This window comes from Streptomyces sp. NPDC043726 (genome assembly GCF_056436565.1).
Window position 1 is genome coordinate 175396 of record NZ_JBWKCI010000004.1, and the last position, 17537, is coordinate 192932.

At 71.8% G+C, this 17537-nt stretch carries 17 protein-coding genes; 7 read left to right on the forward strand and 10 right to left on the reverse strand.

What is annotated here, in order from left to right:
* Positions 1–22: 22 nt before the first annotated feature.
* On the reverse strand, positions 23–382 hold the full coding sequence (locus tag AC068Z_RS13095; RefSeq protein WP_478554685.1) for an SsgA family sporulation/cell division regulator: 360 nt from the start codon (positions 380–382) through the stop codon (positions 23–25).
* Positions 383–548: 166 nt separating this feature from the next.
* Here AC068Z_RS13095 and AC068Z_RS13100 point away from each other — a divergent pair, with 166 nt between their 5' ends.
* From AC068Z_RS13100 to AC068Z_RS13125, 6 genes are all read left to right on the forward strand, one after another.
* Complete coding sequence (locus AC068Z_RS13100) at positions 549–1637, forward strand: energy-coupling factor ABC transporter permease (protein WP_478554686.1); 1089 nt, start codon at positions 549–551, stop codon at positions 1635–1637.
* A 1-nt stretch (position 1638) separates the two neighbouring features.
* Positions 1639–2400, forward strand: a complete 762-nt coding sequence (gene cbiQ / locus AC068Z_RS13105) for a cobalt ECF transporter T component CbiQ (protein ID WP_478554687.1) — start codon at positions 1639–1641, stop codon at positions 2398–2400.
* Positions 2388–3155, forward strand: a complete 768-nt coding sequence (locus AC068Z_RS13110; RefSeq protein ID WP_478554688.1) for an energy-coupling factor ABC transporter ATP-binding protein — start codon at positions 2388–2390, stop codon at positions 3153–3155. Before cbiQ ends, AC068Z_RS13110 begins: the two co-directional genes overlap by 13 nt.
* Positions 3156–3165: 10 nt before the next feature.
* Positions 3166–3636, forward strand: a complete 471-nt coding sequence (locus AC068Z_RS13115; RefSeq protein ID WP_478554689.1) for a MarR family winged helix-turn-helix transcriptional regulator — start codon at positions 3166–3168, stop codon at positions 3634–3636.
* Positions 3637–3794: 158 nt separating this feature from the next.
* On the forward strand, positions 3795–4241 hold the full coding sequence (locus tag AC068Z_RS13120; RefSeq protein WP_478554690.1) for an organic hydroperoxide resistance protein: 447 nt from the start codon (positions 3795–3797) through the stop codon (positions 4239–4241).
* A 43-nt stretch (positions 4242–4284) separates the two neighbouring features.
* Complete coding sequence (locus tag AC068Z_RS13125; protein WP_478554691.1) at positions 4285–5454, forward strand: serine hydrolase domain-containing protein; 1170 nt, start codon at positions 4285–4287, stop codon at positions 5452–5454.
* Positions 5455–5490: 36 nt separating this feature from the next.
* On the opposite strand, the gene AC068Z_RS13130 is transcribed toward AC068Z_RS13125, so the two are convergent.
* The 5 genes from AC068Z_RS13130 to AC068Z_RS13150 all read right to left on the reverse strand — a co-directional run bounded on the left by AC068Z_RS13130 (position 5491) and on the right by AC068Z_RS13150 (position 10234).
* On the reverse strand, positions 5491–5766 hold the full coding sequence (locus AC068Z_RS13130) for a DUF1876 domain-containing protein (RefSeq protein ID WP_478554692.1): 276 nt from the start codon (positions 5764–5766) through the stop codon (positions 5491–5493).
* 68 nt (positions 5767–5834) lie between these two features.
* Positions 5835–6680, reverse strand: coding sequence for an EamA family transporter (locus AC068Z_RS13135; RefSeq protein WP_478554693.1), 846 nt, complete (start codon positions 6678–6680; stop codon positions 5835–5837).
* A complete protein-coding gene (locus tag AC068Z_RS13140; protein WP_478554694.1) occupies positions 6677–7174 on the reverse strand; it encodes a YbaK/EbsC family protein in 498 nt (165 codons plus the stop codon). The genes AC068Z_RS13135 and AC068Z_RS13140 overlap by 4 nt, the downstream gene beginning before the upstream one ends.
* 123 nt (positions 7175–7297) lie before the next feature.
* On the reverse strand, positions 7298–9529 hold the full coding sequence (locus AC068Z_RS13145; protein WP_478554695.1) for an MMPL family transporter: 2232 nt from the start codon (positions 9527–9529) through the stop codon (positions 7298–7300).
* Between the two features lie 102 nt (positions 9530–9631).
* On the reverse strand, positions 9632–10234 hold the full coding sequence (locus AC068Z_RS13150) for a TetR/AcrR family transcriptional regulator (protein WP_478554696.1): 603 nt from the start codon (positions 10232–10234) through the stop codon (positions 9632–9634).
* 172 nt (positions 10235–10406) lie between these two features.
* On the opposite strand from AC068Z_RS13150, the gene AC068Z_RS13155 reads away from it, so the two are divergent.
* Entirely contained in the window at positions 10407–13643 is a 3237-nt protein-coding gene (locus AC068Z_RS13155) for a S41 family peptidase (RefSeq protein ID WP_478554697.1), read from the forward strand.
* 73 nt (positions 13644–13716) lie between these two features.
* Here the strand turns inward: AC068Z_RS13155 and AC068Z_RS13160 are convergent, their stop codons facing one another.
* The 4 genes from AC068Z_RS13160 to AC068Z_RS13175 all read right to left on the reverse strand — a co-directional run bounded on the left by AC068Z_RS13160 (position 13717) and on the right by AC068Z_RS13175 (position 17420).
* Complete coding sequence (locus AC068Z_RS13160; protein WP_478554698.1) at positions 13717–13938, reverse strand: hypothetical protein; 222 nt, start codon at positions 13936–13938, stop codon at positions 13717–13719.
* Between the two features lie 88 nt (positions 13939–14026).
* Complete coding sequence (locus AC068Z_RS13165) at positions 14027–14911, reverse strand: SDR family oxidoreductase (protein ID WP_478554699.1); 885 nt, start codon at positions 14909–14911, stop codon at positions 14027–14029.
* Positions 14908–15840, reverse strand: coding sequence for an alpha/beta fold hydrolase (locus AC068Z_RS13170; RefSeq protein ID WP_478554700.1), 933 nt, complete (start codon positions 15838–15840; stop codon positions 14908–14910). Before AC068Z_RS13170 ends, AC068Z_RS13165 begins: the two co-directional genes overlap by 4 nt.
* A complete protein-coding gene (locus AC068Z_RS13175; RefSeq protein WP_478554701.1) occupies positions 15837–17420 on the reverse strand; it encodes a flavin-containing monooxygenase in 1584 nt (527 codons plus the stop codon). Before AC068Z_RS13175 ends, AC068Z_RS13170 begins: the two co-directional genes overlap by 4 nt.
* Positions 17421–17537 lie beyond the last annotated feature (117 nt).

The following is a 17537-nucleotide window of genomic DNA, read 5'->3' on the forward strand; positions in this document are numbered from 1 at the left end:
GGGCGCTCGGTCCCGGGCGGGTTCAGCCGCGTACGGGTTCGGCGGCGGCTATGTAGGTACGGCGCAGGAAGCGCAGCAGTGCCTTGCTGTCGAACTGCACGACCGAGACGCCCTGCGCGGAGTGGAACTCCACCACCGCCTGGACCCGGCCGCACGGCCAGACCCGTACCTCACCGCTGCCGGCCGGGGCGCGCAGTCCCTGTTCCAGCAGCGACCGGTCGCACGTCCACTCGTGCGCCCCGGGCAGCCCGAACCGCACCGCGCGGGGATCCAGATCGGGGTCGTAGCGAAGGACCACGGGGACGGCGTCGCGGTCTTCCTGTACGCGGACGTCGGTGTCCGTGACGATGTGGGCTCGTGCGTACTGCTCGACTACGGACATCGGAAGGCCCCTTACGCTCAGCGACCTGTATGAAAGCTGTAAATCCGCTTTCCCTCCAATGTCGCATATTTCGCGCCGGGCGCTTCTCGGGCCGGAGACCCTGCGCCGGTTCTTTTCGGTCACACGCTCTTGCAAACCGTTCGCAACAAGCCACTATGATCGAACGGTGCATGTGCCTGACGGATTCATAGACGCCCCCACCTCGGTCGCGACCGGAGCGGTCGCCGCGGCCGCGGTCGCCGTGAGCCTGCGCGGCGCGCGCCGCGAGCTCGACGAACGCACCGCCCCGCTGGCCGGCCTGGTGGCCGCGTTCATCTTCGCGGTGCAGATGCTGAACTTCCCCGTCGCGGCGGGGACCAGCGGCCATCTGCTCGGCGGCGCCCTCGCCGCGATCCTTGTCGGCCCCTATACCGGCGTGCTGTGCGTGTCGGTGGTCCTGCTGATGCAGGGCATCCTCTTCGCCGACGGCGGTCTGACCGCGCTCGGCGTGAACATCACCAACATGGCGGTCGTGACGACGGTCGTCGCCTACGGCCTCTTCCGCGGCCTGGTGAAGATCCTGCCGCGCACCCGCCGCTCGGTGACCGTCGCGTCCTTCGTCGCCGCGCTGTTCTCGGTGCCGGCGGCAGCCCTCGCCTTCACGCTCATGTACGCCATCGGCGGCACCACCGACGTCTCGATCGGCAAGGTCGCCGGCGCGATGGTCGGCGTGCACATCCTGATCGGCATCGGCGAGGCGGCGATCACGGCGCTGACGGTGGGCGCGGTGATCGCGGTGCGCCCGGATCTCGTGTACGGCGCGCGCGACCTGCGTCAGCGCCTGCGGCTGCGCGTGAACGGCGAGCTGGTCGACGCACCGGCGCGGGACGACGAGCCCGAGGGGGCGCGCACGGCGCCCGTCGCGGCGCGCACCTCCCGCCGCGGGCTGTGGATCACCGGCCTGGTCACCTCGCTCGTCCTCGCCGGCTTCGTCAGCTTCTACGCCTCCGCCGACCCGGACGGCCTGGAGAAGGTCGCGACCGACAACGGCATCGACAAGAAGGCCGAGGAGCACGCCTACGCCGATTCGCCGCTGGCGGACTACGGCGTGAAGGACGTGGACGACGCCCGCCTGTCCGGGGGGCTGGCGGGCGTCATCGGCGTCGGGGTCACGGTCGTCGCGGGAAGCGCGGTGTTCTGGGCCGTGCGCCGTCGGCGTACGCCGGAGGACGCCTCGTCGGGCTCGTCCGCCTCGCCCGCCAACACGAGTATCTGACGTGGGCGCGGGGCACGCGCACCGGCTGTACCGGCACGGGCACTCGCCCGTGCACGGTCTGCCGCCGCACACCAAGCTCGCCGCCACGTTCGCGTTCGTGGTGGTCGTGGTGTCGACCCCGCGCGAGGCGATGTGGGCGTTCGGGCTGTACGCCGTCCTGCTCGCGGTCGTCGCCTCCGTCGCGCGCGTGCCCGCCGGTTTCCTGCTCAAGCGACTGTTGATCGAGGTGCCGTTCGTCGCGTTCGCGGTGCTGATGCCGTTCGTGGCGGAGGGCGAACGGGTCGACGTCCTCGGCATGTCCCTGAGCGTCAGCGGCCTGTGGGGCGCGTGGAACGTGCTCGCCAAGGGCACCCTCGGCGTCGCCGCCTCCGTGCTGCTGGCCTCCACGACCGAACTGCGGGAACTCCTGCTGGGCCTCCAGCGCCTGAAGCTCCCGCCGCTGCTGGTGCAGATCGCGTCCTTCATGATCCGCTACGGCGATGTCATCACCGACGAGATGCGGCGCATGCGGATCGCGCGCGAGTCACGCGGGTTCGAGGCGCGGGGCGTACGGCACTGGGGGGTGCTCGCGAAGTCGGCGGGCGCGCTGTTCATCCGCTCCTACGAACGCGGCGAGCGCGTCCACCTGGCGATGGTCAGCCGCGGGTACGCCGGTGCCATGCCGGTCATCGACGAGGTGACCGCGTCCCGGGCGCAGTGGACGTACGCCCTCGCCCTCCCCTTCGCCGCCCTCGTCGTATGTCTGCTGGGATGGACGCTGTGACTGCTTCTCTGGAGGTCTCCGGCCTCGCCTTCGCCTACCCCGACGGCCACCAGGCCCTGTTCGGCGTGGACTTCTCCGTCGGGCGCGGCGAGCGCGTCGCGCTGCTCGGCCCGAACGGCGCCGGCAAGACGACGCTCGTGCTGCACCTCAACGGCATCCTCACCGGCGGCACCGGCACGGTGAAGGTCGCGGGACTGCCCGTGGGGCGCGCGCACATGGCGGAGATCCGGCGCAAGGTCGGCATCGTCTTCCAGGACCCCGACGACCAGCTCTTCATGCCGACGGTCCGCGAGGACGTGGCGTTCGGTCCGGCGGCGGCCGGGCTGAAGGGGGCCGAGCTGGAGGAGCGGGTGGACCGGGCGCTGGCCCGGGTCGGCATGGCGGAGTTCAAGGAACGGCCGCCGCACCATCTGTCGTTCGGGCAGCGCCGCCGGGTGGCGGTGGCGACCGTGCTGGCCATGGAGCCGGAGATCCTGGTCCTGGACGAGCCGTCCTCCAACCTGGACCCCGCCTCACGCCGTGAACTGGCCGACATCCTGCGCTCCTTGGACGTGACCGTCCTGATGGTCACGCACGATCTGCCCTACGCCCTGGAGCTGTGCCCGCGGTCGCTGGTCCTCAGCGAGGGCGTGATCGCCGCGGACGGCAGGACGGGCGAACTGCTCGCGGACGAGGAGCTGATGCGCGCGCACCGGCTCGAGCTGCCCTTCGGCTTCGACCCGCGTTCGGTGCCGGCGGCTCCGGGCCGTCCGTGACAATGGGCGCGTGAGAGACGACGAGAACGGTCGCGCCGCCGGGTCCCCGCTGCTCGACGAGCAGCTGTGCTTCGCGCTGTACGCCGCCCAGCGCGCGGTGACGGCCGCGTACCGGCCGCTGCTCGACGAACTCGGTCTCACGTATCCGCAGTACCTGGTCCTGCTGGTGCTGTGGGAGCGGGGCGAGACGACGGTGAAGGAGCTGGCGGGGGCGCTGCGGCTGGACTACGGCACGGTGTCGCCGTTGCTCAAGCGGCTGGAGGGCGCGGGGCTCGTACGCCGGGAGCGCGCGACGGGCGACGAGCGCTCGGTGCTCGTGGCGTGCACGGGGCGCGCGGAGGAACTGAGGGAGCGCGCGGCGCGTGTACCCGGCGCCCTGCTCGCGGCCACGGAGCTCGACGGGCCTGAGGTCGCGCGGTTGCGCGAGGAGCTGTGGCGGCTCACGGAGAGGGCGCAGGCTGCGGCAGACCGCGCACGCTGATCTTCACGGGCCCGAACCCACTCCCCGCGCCGGGCTTGCCCCGCGGTTGCCACCGGGGGTTACCCGCGGTTGCCACCCCTGCCCGCACCCTCACCCCTACCGGCCAGTACCTTGTGCACGATGTACTCGTGCGCAAGCAAATCCGGGGGAGGCCGACCATGACCGACGACACCGCTGTCGACACCCGTCCCACAAAGATCATGTACGTCGCGGAGGCCACCGCGCACGGCGGCCGGGACGGCTATGTGACCAGCCAGGACGGGCAGATCGAGCTGAAGGTGGCGATGCCGCCGGAGCTCGGCGGCGACGGCAACGGCACCAACCCCGAACAGCTCTTCGCGGCCGGGTACAGCTCCTGCTTCCACAACGCCCTGATCCTCGTCGGCAACCGCGAGGGCTACGACCTGACCGGCTCCACGGTCGCGGCGAAGGTCGGCATCGGCCCCAACAAGCACCGCGGCTACGGCCTCGCGGTGGCGCTGAGCGTGTCCCTGCCGGTCCTCGACGCGGACCTCGCGGCGAAGCTGGTGGACGCGGCGCACGACGTCTGCCCGTACTCGAACGCCACCCGCGGGAACATCGATGTGACGATCCTGCTTGGGTGAAGGGGAGGCACCAGCACCGAGCGGGGCGTAGAGGAGTACGGGCGTGGACGTGAACGGCACAGTGGCCGAGGGCTTCGAGCCGGTCAGGGAGGCGTTCCGGCGGAACTTCGAGGCGCTCGGGGACCGGGGTGCCTCGGTCGCCGTCTACCGGGACGGCCACCGGGTCGTAAACCTGTGGGGCGGCACCCGGGACGTCGACGGAACGGCGCCGTGGGAGCGCGGCACCGCGCAGATCGTGCGCTCGGCGACCAAGGGCGTGGCCGCCGCCGTACTCCTGTTGCTTCATCAGCGCGGGGAGCTGGACCTCGACGCGCCGGTCGGCCGGTGGTGGCCGGAGTTCAAGGCGGCCGGCAAGGAGCACACGCTCGTCCGGCACGTCCTCGCGCACCGGGCCGGGGTGCCGGTGCTGGACCGGCCGCTCACGCCCGAGCAGGCGGCCGATCCCGTACTCGGCGCGGAGGCGGTCGCCGCGCAGGCGCCCGCGTGGGAGCCGGGCACCGCGCACGGCTATCACGCGCAGACGTACAGCTGGCTGACCGCGGAACTGGTGCGCCGGGTCACCGGGCGGACGATCGGTGAGTGGATCGCCGAGGAGATCGCCGGGCCCGTGGGCGCCGACTTCTGGCTGGGACTCCCGGACGCCGTGGCACCGCGGGTGGGCCGGGTGGGCAAGGTCGAGGGACCTGAGGCCGCCGGCGGCCTGCGCACCCGCCCCAAGCGGGCCGTCTCCGACGCCTACGCCGACCCGGACTCCCTGACCCGCCGCGCCTTCGCCGCGATCACGCCGCTGCCCGACGAGAACGACCCGGCGTACCGCGCCGCGGCCCTGCCCGCCTCCAACGGCATCGCCACCGCGGACGGCCTGGCCCGCGTCTACGCCTCGCTGATCGGCGAAGTCGACGGCGGACGGCGGCTGTTCACCCCCGGGACGGTCGAACTGGCCCGGGGCGAGCAGTCCGCGGGTCCGGACCGGGTGCTGGTCGTGGGCACGCGCTTCGGGCTCGGCTACATGCTGCACGGCAGCGCGTCCCCGCTGTTCTCCCCCACCTCCTTCGGCCACCCCGGCCGCGGCGGCGCGCTCGGCTTCGCCGACCCCGACTCGGGCATCGCCTTCGGCTACGTCACCAACGGCTTCCGCAAGAGCGTGACGGCGGACCCGCGCGCGCAGGCGCTGGTACGGGCGGTACGAGAGGCGCTCACGCGGGGCGCGTAGACACGTCCACGCGCCCCGCGTCTCGGCGTGCGCTACTTACACGTGGATCGGGTGCGACGTGCGCCCCGAGGCCTGGTCGATCTCGCTGTGCGCCTTGGTCAGCATCTGCATGGCGAGTTCGTTCAAGGCCCGCGCCGCCGCTATCTCCTCCCCGACCCGTGGCTGATTCGCGTCGGTGTGGTGGCGGCTCGCGTGACCCTGAGCCCGTACCTCGGTGCCGTCGGGCAGCCGTACCATCGCCGCTGCCCGCGTGTGTGTCTGGTCCTCCTGGAACTCGAGCTCGACGTGCCATCCCACTGCGGTGTGCATCATGACGATCACCTCCGGAACACCTCCTTCCAGGGTGCTCCTCCAGCCATGCTCCGCACCACCGCTGTGCCCTACCCCGCTCGCAGCATCAGCCCGATGCCCAGCACCAGCAGCGCCGCGGCCACGACGCGCGGCGCTCCGAACCGCTCCTTGAAGAACACCGCACCGATCACCGCGCCCACGATGATCGAGGACTCCCTCAGCGCGGCGATCGGTGCCAGGGCCGCCCGGGTCTGGGCCCACAGAACGAGGGCGTACGCGAGCACCGACAGCAGTCCGCCGAGCAGGCCGAGCGTGGCGAAGGGCCGTAGCCGCGCCAGAGTCTCGCCCCGCCACCGGTACAGCGCGTACAGCGGGAGCACCGACCCCTGAGCCGCCATCAGCCACGCGATGTAGCCCAGGGAGGTGCCCGCCGCGCGGACGCCGAGGCCGTCGACGACCGTGTACGCGGCTATGGTCAGGCCGGTCGCGAGGGCCGCGGCGATCGCCGCCCAGTTCGGCCGGTGCCCGCGCAGCCCCCACAGCGCGACCCCGGTGAGGCCGGCGCAGGACACCGCGATCCCGGCGGCGGCCCAGCCGTCGGGCACCTCGTGCGCGAAGAGCGCGGCGAGGACCGTCACCACCAGGGGTGCCGTGCCGCGCGCGATCGGATACGCCTGGCCGAAGTCGCCGAGCCGGAACGACCGCATCAGCAGGGCGTAGTACGCGATGTGAACGGCCGCCGAGGCGAGCAGGTACGGCCACGCCCCGGCCGCCGGGAAGGCGGTGAACGGCACGGCGGCGAGGCCGATCAGCATTCCGCCGCCCGAGATCAGGGCGAAACCGACGAGCTTGTCGGGGATGCGGTGCGCGAGGGCGTTCCAGCCGGCGTGGGTGACCGCGGCGAGCAGGACGGCCGTGGCGACCAGCGGCGTCACGCGGTGCGTTCGCGCACGTCCACCACGGTGGCGCCGGCATGGGCGATCAGGGCCTTGGGCTCCATCGGGAAGACGGTGTACGGCGTCCCCGCCGCGGCCCACACCACGTCGTGGTCGAGCAGCGACCGGTCGGCCAGCACCCGCGTCCTCGTACGGTGCCCGAAGGGCGGCACGCCGCCGATGGCGTACCCGGTGGTCTCCCGTACGACGTCCGCCTTGGGCCGGGTCACCTTCTCGGCGCCGAGTTCCGCGCGGACCCGTTCCATGTCGACGCGGGAGGCGCCGTCCATGAGGACCAGCACCGGCTCGCCGTCCGCGGCGAAGATCAGGGACTTGCAGATCTGGCTCAGCTCGCAGCCGATCGCCGCGGCGGCCTCCTCGGCCGTGCGGGTCGCCTCCGGGAAGCGGCGGATCCCGGCGTTCAGCTCGTCCAGGCCCAGCTCGGTGAGGGCCGCGGCGAAGCGGGGGTGGGCTGCGGACTCGGTAGAGGTCATGCACCGCACGCTAGCGGTGGGTGTACCGCGCACGCGAACGGCTTTCGGGACAGGGAACAGCCGGTGAGGGCGCCACCGTCCCCACGTTGGCCCTCACCGGCTGGTCTTGTCGGAAGCGGTACGTCAGGCGCGTACCAGCTCCTTGTCCCCGTCTTCCTCCTCCTTCGCCGCCCGCGCCTCGGACGCGGCGCGCAGGCCCTCGCCCTCGACGTCGACGTTGGGCAGCGCGCGGTCCAGCCACCTCGGCAGCCACCAGGCCTTCTTGCCGAGCAGCGCCAGCACCGCCGGAACGATGGCCATGCGGACCACGAAGGCGTCGAAGAAGACGGCGACCGCGAGGCCGAAGCCGATCATCTTGACCATCGATTCGGAGGAGCCGATGAAGCCGGCGAAGACCGCCATCATGATCACGGCGGCCGCGGTGACCACCCGCGCGCCGTGCTTGAAGCCGGTGACCACGGCCTGGCCGGGCGTCTCGCCGTGGACGTACGCCTCGCGCATCCGGGTCACGAGGAAGACCTCGTAGTCCATCGCGAGACCGAAGACCACGCCGACCATGAAGATCGGCATCATCGACATGATCGGGCCGGTCTCCTCCACACCCATCAGGCCGGACAGCCAGCCCCACTGGAAGACCGCGACCACGGCGCCGAGCGCGGCGAGCACGCTGAGCAGGAAGCCGAGGGCCGCCTTCAGCGGGACCAGGATCGAGCGGAACACCGCGATCAGCAGCAGGAAGGCGAGGCCCACCACGAGCGCCAGATACGGGATCAGCGCGTCGTTCATCTTCTGCGAGAAGTCGATGTTCATCGCCGTGGTGCCGCTGACCAGCACCTCGGTGTCCGTGCCGGCCTTGATGTCCGCACCGGCGTCACGGATGGCGTGGACCAGGTCCTCGGTCTGGGTCGAGGAGGGCTTGGAGTCGGGGATCACGGTGATGGTGAAGGTGTCCCCGGCCTTGTTGAAGGTCGCGGGCGTGACCGTCACGACGCCCTTGAGGCCCTCGATCTCGTCGGCCACCTCGGTCGCGGCGCCCTTGGGGTCGTCGCTGCCCTTGGCGTCGCCGACCACCATCAGGGGGCCGTTGAAGCCGGGCCCGAAGCCCTCGGAGAGCAGGTCGTAGGCGCGGCGCTGGGTGGTGGAGGTGGGCTGGGAGCCGTCGTCGGGCAGGCCCAGTTCCAGCGAGGTGACCGGGACGGCGGCGGCGCCGAGGCCGATGACGCCGAAGAGCAGCACGGCCACCGGGCGGCGGACCACGAAGCTGGCCCAGCGGGTGCCCATGTTGGGCTTCTGCGGCGAGGCGTCGGCGGACTTCCCGCCCCGGCCGAACAGCTTGCTCTTCCCGCCCGCCGGCTGGACCTTGCGGCCCGCGTACCCGAGCAGCGCCGGGATCATGGTGAGGGCGATCAGGACCGCGATGACGACCGTGCCGGCCGCCGCGATGCCCATCTTCGTCAGCATCGGGATGTTGACGACCGACAGGCCCACCAGCGCGATGACGACGGTGAGGCCGGCGAAGACCACCGCGGAGCCCGCCGTGCCGACGGCCCGGCCGACGGCCTCCTCGCGGTCCCGGCCCTCGGCCAGTTCGGCGCGGTAGCGGGAGACGATGAAGAGGGCGTAGTCGATGCCGACCGCGAGGCCGATCATCATCGCGAGCGTGGAGGTGGTGGAGCCCAGGTCCAGCGCGTTGGCGAGGGCGGTGATCGTCGAGACGCCGATGCCCACGCCGATGATGGCCGTCAGCAGTGGCAGTCCGGCCGCGACCAGGGAGCCCAGGGTGATGACGAGGACGACGGCGGCGACCGCGATGCCGATGATCTCGGTGGACCCGGTCTCGGGCGTGGCCTGGAGCGCGTCACCGCCGATCTCGACGGTCAGACCGCTCTCGCGGGCCTCGTCGGCGGTGTGCTCCAGGGCCTCCTTGGAGGAGTCCTCGAGCTCCATGCCGGAGACCTCGTAGCGGACCTGGGCGTAGCCCACGGTGCCGTCCTTCGAGACGGAGTTCGTCTTGAAGGGGTCAGTCACGGAGACGACCTCGGAGCCGGTGCCCAGTTCCTTCACGGCCTGCTCGACGGCGGCCTTGTTGTCGGCGGCCTTGAGCTTCTGTCCGTCGGGCGCCTGGAAGACGACCCGGGCGGTCGCGCCGTCGGCACTGGAACCGGGGAATCGTTCCTCCAGGAGGTCGAAGGCCTTCTGGGCCTCGGTCCCGGGGATGGAGAAGGAGCTGTTGCCCGCGGCGGGCGCGGAGGCGGCGCCGACGCCGGCGAGCGTCAGCAGGGCCACCCAGATCAGGGCGACGAAGTGGCGTCGCCGGAAGGCCAGACGGCCCAGGCGATAGAGAAACGTGGCCACGGAGGCGTACTCCCGGTCATGTCGGTGGGGTGTTCAGGGCAGGGGGGATCAGCCCGGCGACGTGAGCGGTGACGTCAGGTGGGGGCTTGCTGGGGAGGTTGTTCAGCTTGCGGGCACGCCGAGGGCGGGGAGGACCACGGCGTCCATGTACGAACGGAGGAAGGCCTGGGTGGGCGGCCGGTCCTCGATGAGACCTCGGGTGACGAACGCCCCGATCATCATGTGCACCACGTAGTCGAGGGCGGGGCAGTCCTCGCGGATCTCACCCCGGTCGATCGCACGCTGCAGCACACGACGGAGCTCCGACATCTCCGGCTCGATGAGCTGTTCCCGGAACTCCCGCAGGAGGTCGGGGTTGTTGTGCACCGCCATGGCCAGACCCCGCATCAGCGCGGCGTTCTGTTCCATCTGGCAGTCGTCCGAGTGCTCCAGGTGGGCGTGCAGGTCGCCCCGGAGCGTTCCGGTGTCGGCGTCGGCGAAGGAGCCGCCGGGCTTGCTCGCCCGGATCGCCTTGACGACGAGCTGCGGCTTGCCGCCCCACTGGCGGTAGAGCGTGGCCTTGCTGGACTTGGTGCGCGCCGCGACCGCGTCCATGGTGAGGGCGTCGTAGCCGACTTCGCGCAGCAGGTCGAGGACGGCCTCGTAGAGCTCGGCCTCACGCTCGGGGGTGATACGACTGCGACGCGCCGTTGCGACCTCAGCCATGACTCCCACCTTCTCCCGCTCACTGCGAACGACACGGTTTCGTACATGACGAATGTAGCGCAGAGACTGAGCGAAACGAAACCGTTTCGTACGTGTCGTGGGTCACGCGGGTGCGCTTACTGATGGTTTTGTACGAGTTGCCCCGGCCCATCCACGGGAAAAGCATGGGGAGGTGAGCTATCTGCGCATGCCCCACATCAACGGTGACCTGCTGTGCTTCGTGGCCGAGGACGACCTCTGGCTGGCCCCTCTGGACGGACCCGGCAGAGCCTGGCGGCTCACCGTGGACCGTACGAAGGTGGGGCACCCCCGCTTCTCGCCCGACGGCGCCCTCGTCGCGTACACGAGCTGGCGCAGCCTGGTCCCCGAGATCCACCTGGTCCCGGCGGACGGCGGCCCGGAACGGCGACTGACCCACTGGGGCAGCCCGGACACCCAGGTGACCGGGTGGACACCGCCCGACAAGGAGGGGGCGAGCGACATCCTGGCGGTCGCCTCGCACGGCGAGCCCTTCTCCTACTTCACCTGGGCCTACAAGGTCACCCCCGACGGCTCCCCCGGCCGGAAACTGCCCTGGGGCCCGGTCTCCGACCTCCAGGTCGCCGACCTGGACGGCGAGCGCAGGACCCTGCTCCTCACCGGCACCCCGCCGCACGAACCGGCCGCCTGGAAGCGGTACCGGGGCGGCGCCATGGGCCGCCTGTGGCTGCACGGCGAACGGCTGCTGGCCGACCTCGAAGGACATCTCGCCTGTCCCATGTTCGTCGGCGGACGGATCGCCTTCCTCTCCGACCACGAGGGCGTCGGCAACCTCTACTCCTGCGCCCACGACGGCTCCGACCTGCGCCGGCACACCGACCACGACGCCTTCTACGCCCGGCACGCGGCCAGCGACGGCACCCGGGTGGTCTACCAGTGCGCGGGCGAACTGTGGCTGGTGGACGACCTCCTGAGCGAGCCTCGGAAACTGGACGTCCGGATCGGCGGCCCGCGCCCGGGGCGGCGCCGGTACATGGTCCCGGCCGCCCACCACGTCGACGGCGTCTCCGTGGACGAGACGGGCCGCGCGAGCGCCGTCGTCGTCCGCGGCAGCCTGTACTGGCTCACCCACCGCGACGGCCCGGCCCGGACCATCACCGACACCCCGGGCGTACGGGTACGGCTCCCGGAGATGCTCGGCTCGGGCGGCCAGGTCGCCTATGTCACCGACGCCGAGGGCGAGGACGCGATCGAGATCGCCTATCTGCCCCGGGCGACCGGCGACCGCGAGCCGCGCCGGATGGCCTCGGGCGAGGTCGGGCGGGTGCTGGAGCTGGTCTCCGATCCCGACGGAGAGCGCCTGGCCATGGCCGCGCACGACGGACGGCTGCTGCTGCTCGACGCCACCGAGGACTCCAACGGCGAGGTGACCGAGCTGATCCGGTCGATCAACGGCCCGGTCCGGGACCTGGCGTTCTCCCCGGACGGGACCTGGCTGACCTGGTCGCACCCGGGCATCGGCCGCTCCCTGCGCCAGATCAAGATGGCCCGGATCAAGGACCGGCTGATCGTCGACGTCACCAACGGCCGCTTCGAGGACGAGAACCCGGTCTTCACCAGCGACGGCCGCTATCTGGCCTTCCTGTCCTGGCGCGGCTTCGATCCGGTCTACGACGTCCACACCGGCGACCTTTCCTTCCCGCTCGGCTGCCGCCCCTACCTGGTGCCGCTGTCGTCGGCGACGCCGAGCCCGTTCGCGCTCACCCCCGAGGGCCGCCCGGCCGCGGGGGGCCTGGACCCGGTGGAGGACGAGGGCGGTGAGGGCGGCGCGGTCACCGTGGAGATCGAGGGCCTGGAGAACCGGGTGACGCCGTTCCCGGTCGCCGCCTCCAAGTACTCGGCGCTGTACCCGGTGGCGGGCGGCGGTCTGGTCTGGCTGCGCTGGCCGATCTCGGGGGCGCTCGGCGAGACCTTCGCCAACCCCGACGACACGACCGGCCGCCCGACCCTGGAGCACTTCAACATCACCAAGGCCAAGAAGTCCGAACTCGTCGGCCACCTCGACTGGTTCGCGGTCAGCGGCGACGGCAGCAGGCTGGTCGTGGTCGACGAGGGCGACCTGCGGGCCGTACCCGCCACGGAGAGCGGGGACAGCGACTCGACGGTGTGGATCGACGCCCGCCGCATCCTGCACGAGGTCGACCCGCCCGCCGAGTGGCGCCAGTCCTACGAGGAGGCCGGCCGGCTGATCCGCGCCTACTTCTGGGACCCCGGGATGTGCGGGATCGACTGGGACGCGGTGCTGGCGCAGTACCGGCCGCTGGTCGAACGGGTCGCCTCTCCCGACGAGTTCGCCGATCTGCTCCGGGAGGTCCTGGGCGAGCTGGGCACCTCCCACGCCTACGTCTCCCCCGCCCGCCGCAACGAGGGCCCGCCGCACTACCAGCGCCGCCAGGGCCTGCTCGGCGCCAACTTCGTGCTGCGCGAGTCCGGTTGGACGGTACGGCGGATCCTGCCCGGCGACTCCTCCGACTCCAAGGCCCGTTCGCCGCTGGCGGGGACGGGGATCCGCGAGGGCGCGGTGCTGACGCATGTGGACGGCCGGGAGGTGGATCCGGTGACGGGTCCGTATCCGCTGCTGGCCGGGGCGGGCGGTACGACGGTGGAGCTGACCTTCACCCCGGCCGAGGGCGAGGGCCGCTCCCGCCGGGTCGCGGTGGTCCCGCTGGTCGACGAACGGCCCCTGCGCTACCAGGACTGGGTGGCCAAACGCCGCTCGGTCGTACGGGAGTTGAGCGGCGGGCGGTGCGGCTATCTGCACATCCCCGACATGGGCGGCTCGGGCTGGGCGCAGTTCAACCGGGACCTGCGGATGGAGGTGTCCCGGCCCGCGCTCATCGTGGACGTACGGGGCAACGCGGGCGGCCACATCAGCGAACTGGTCGTGGAGAAGCTGACCCGCACGATCCTCGGCTGGGACCTCACCCGCGACGCCCAGCCGGTGTCGTACGCCTCCAACGCCCCGCGCGGTCCCGTGGTGGCCCTGGCGGACGAGGCCACCTCGTCGGACGGCGACATGATCACGGCGGCCTTCAAGCTGCTGAAGCTGGGCCCGGTGGTGGGACAGCGCACCTGGGGCGGGGTCGTCGGCATGACCGGCCGCCACCGGCTCGGCGACGGCACGGTGATCACGGTGCCGATGAACGCGGCCTGGTTCGACGCGTACGGCTGGTCCGTCGAGAACCGGGGCGTCACACCCGACCTGGACGTCCTGCGCACCCCCCTGGACTGGGCGGAGGGCCGCTACGCCCAACTCGACGACGCGGTACGCCTGGCGCTGGACCTGCTGGAGACGAACCCCCCGGCGACCCCGCCGGACCACTCGCACGTGCCGGACAGGTCCCGCCCGAAACTGCCGCCGCGGAGCTGAGCCCCCGCGGAAGGGGGGAAAGGGGGAAAGGGTGCCCCTGGTCGGGGGCACCCTTTCCGCTCAGCGCGCAGCGTCAGACGTCGTAGTCCTGATCGAAGCGCTCCTGCTCCTCGCGCCGGGAGCGCTCCGAGTGCTCCGGGCGCTCCGTGCGCTCCGAGCGCTCCGGCTCCTCGTCGCGGTCACGGGGCTGCCGGCCGCGCTGCGAGGCCGCCTTGTCGCGCGCCTCGTGCATCTTGTCCTTGGCCTGCTGCTGCCACTGCTCGGTCTTGTCCTGGAACTGGTCCTTCATACCCATGTGGGTTCACTCCCGTGGGGGTGAGGGGAAGAGCCCCTGTCCGGGGCCTCGACCAGATTCACACGGCCCGTGACGCTGCGCATGTCGATCAGTCACGGCGCGTAATACGCTCCTGCTCATCGGCCTCGCCGCCCGCCCCCACCAGCCCGATCCGCATGCCGTCGAGACGGTCCGCGAACCGTCGCATCTCCCGCTGTCCGACGGTCCCGATGAGCGCCGGCAGATACCCCCGCACGCCCTGCATCCCGCGCAGCCACCACTGCCCGTACACATGGCTGGACCGCCGTTCGATCCCGGCGACGATCCGGTCGACCGCGGGCCCCAGCGGATACGTCTTGTTCGACGGCCACGGCAGCCGCTGCCGCAACTCCCGCATGACGTCGTCCTGGTCGGCCCCGCGCACCATGTCGGTGTCGGTCCAGGACAGATACCCGACGCCCACCCGGACGCCCTTGTAGCCGACTTCGGCGCGCAGGCTGTGCGCGTACGCCTCCACGCCCGACTTGGAGGCGCAGTACGCCGTCATCATCGGCGCCGGGGTGATCGCGGCGAGGGAGGCGATCTGGAGCAGATAGCCGCGGCTCTCCATCAGCACCGGCAGGAAGGCCCGCGCGGTGACCGCGGAGCCGATGAGGTTGACCTCGATGACCCGCCGCCAGGCGTCCGGATCGGAGTCCACGAAGGGCCCTCCGGAGGCGACACCGGCGTTCGCCACCACGATGTCGACCTTCCCGAACCGTTCCTTGACCTCCCGCGCGACCTGGGCCATCGCCTCGTGGTCGGTGACGTCGGCGAACCAGTGGCCGCTCTCGCCGTGCAGCCGCTCGGAGACCTGCTTGAGGGCGTCCGCTTCCAGACCGACCAGGGCCACCTTCGCCCCGCGCGCGGAGAGCTTGCGGGCGAGCAGCTCGCCCACGCCCCGCGCCGCTCCGGTGACGACGGCGACCTGTCCCTCGAGGCTCACCCTGCTCATGCGCCCTCCTTGATCTGTGCGTGCCCGCCGTGTGCGTGGGCGGTGACGAGTTCCCGGATCCGGCCGCTGACCAGCTCGGGTGCCTCGACGGGGGTCATGTGCCCGAGCCCGGCCAGCTCGGTGACGCCGAGGCAGTTCGGCAGCGCGGCGGCCAATGAGCGGGCGTGCACCGGCGGGGTGAGCCGGTCGGCCGTGCCCACGACGACCGCGGTCGGCACCGTCAACTCCCTCACCCCGTGGTCGAGGTCGAGCAGGTCCAGCACCTGCGACCAGGAGTACCGCACCCGGCGCGGACAGGCGTGCACGATCCGCGCGCACGCCTCGACCATGTGCGGCGCCGAACCCGGGCCCATGGTCGCGTACTTGAGGATCCGCCGGGCGAGGGGCGTGACCGGTCCGAGCGGCGCCCGCGACCCGAGGACGCGCTTGGTCAGCCACGTCCGTGCCCGCCCCGGCCGCATCGGCACGACGGTGGACTCGGCGACCAGCCGCGACGCCCCGGTGCTGCACAGCAGCACGGCGGCCGCGTGCTCCCGGAACGCGGGCCGCGTGGCGGCGGCCAGCACCGTCATCCCGCCCATGGAGTGTCCGGCGATCACCGCCTTCTCGCCCGGCGCGAGCGTCGCCTTCAGTACGGCTTCCAGGTCGTCGGCGAGCGCGTCGGTGCCGCAGGCCCGGCTCGCCGGACTGCGGCCGTGGCCGCGCTGGTCGTAGGCGATGACCCGGTGGTCGGTGGCGAGTTCGCGGATCTGCGCCGCCCAGAAGGCCGTGGAGCAGGTCCAGCCGTGCGCGAGGACGACGGGGGGCGCGTCCTCGGGTCCGTGCACCTCGACGTGCAGGCGGGCGCCGTCCGCGGAGATCGCGGTGAGTTCACGGGCGGGGGCGGGCGGGGCGTAGGGCCCGGAGCTCACGTGCGTCAGCCGGCTCATGCGTCCACCTCCGGGCGCGTGTCGGTGGAAGTGCGCCCCTCATCAGGGTTCGCGCCGACCTGCGCGCCTCCGCTCACCTCGGCGCCGCCCTCCGCGCCGCCCTCCGCGCCCGCGGCGCGCACCACCGCGTACTCCCCGAGATCCACCCGCCGGGTCGCGCGCCGGAACTCGCTCGTCGTGCCCGGCCAGATCGTGGTGTTGCGGCCGCTCGCGTCGAGGTACCAGCTCGTGCAGCCGCCCGTGTTCCACACCGTGCGCTTCATGCGCTCCTGCACCCGGCGCGTCCAGGCGTTCACGGCGCTCGGGCGGGCGTCCAGGGCGACGCGTCCGCCGAGGACGTCCAACTGCCGTACGTAGTCGGCCAGATAGTTGAGCTGGCTCTCGATCATCAGGATCATCGAGGAGTTCCCGAGCCCGGTGTTGGGCCCGATGATCGTCATCCAGTTCGGGAACCCGGCGGCGGACGCGCCCCGCAGCGCCTCCATCCCGCCCTTCCACGCCTCGGCGAGCGTCCGCCCGTCCGCGCCGACGACCCGGTCCGCGATCGGCATGTCGGTGACGTGGAAGCCGGTGCCGAAGACGATCGCGTCGACCTCGGCCTCGGTGCCGTCGGCGGCGATCACCGTCGAGCCCCGGATCTCGGTGAGCCCGCTCGCGACGACGTCCACATTGGGGCGGGCTATCGCCGGGTAGTACTCGCTGCTCAGCAGGATCCGCTTGCAGCCGATCCGGTAGTCGGGGGTGAGCTTGGCGCGCAGGGCCGGGTCCTTGATGGCCCGGGCCATGTTCTGCTTGGCCAGCTTCTCGATCAGCCCCAGTTCGTTCGGGTGCTTGGTGAAGGCCTGGACCTGGAGTTCCCGGATGCCCCACAGCAGCCCGCGCCGGGCCTGGGTGGTGAAGGGGAGCCGCCGGTGCAGCCAGCGTTCGGCGCCGCTGATCGCGCGGTCCATGCGCGGCATCACCCACGGTGGGGTGCGCTGGAAGAGGGTGAGCCGGGAGACCTCCGGCTGGATCGCCGGCACGATCTGGATGGCGGAGGCGCCGGTGCCGACCATGGCGACGCGCTTGCCGCGCAGGTCGTAGTCGTGGTCCCAGCGGGCGGAGTGGAACACCTCGCCGGGGAAGGAGTCGAGGCCGGGGATGTCCGGGACCTTCGGGTCGGACAGCGGGCCGGTGGCGGAGACGACCAGGTCGGCCGAGAGGTTCCCGCCGGTGGTCTCGATGTCCCAGCACAGCCGCTCGGCGTTCCACGTCATCCGCTTCACCTCCGAGTCGAAGCGGATGTGCGGGCGCAGCCGGAAGACGTCCGTGACGTGCTCCAGGTAGGCGCGGATGTGTTCCTGCCCGGAGAAGGTGCGCGGCCAGTCCGGGTTGGGCGCGAAGGAGAAGGAGTACAGGTGCGACGGGACGTCGCAGGCGCACCCGGGGTAGCTGTTGTCCCGCCAGGTGCCGCCGACGCTCGACGCCCGTTCCAGGACGACGAAGTCGGTGACGCCCTCGCGCCGCAACCGCACCGCGGCTCCGAGTCCCCCGAACCCGGATCCGATCACCGCCACCCGTACATGCTCGTGTTCGGTCATCCCGAAGCCCTCCACAGACGTACGACTCCGCACAGCGTGCGACTCTGCCAGTGAACACTGGCGCAATGGGAGCGTAGAGCAGCTCCGTACTCATGGGTAGGGGTCGGGACGAGGAAA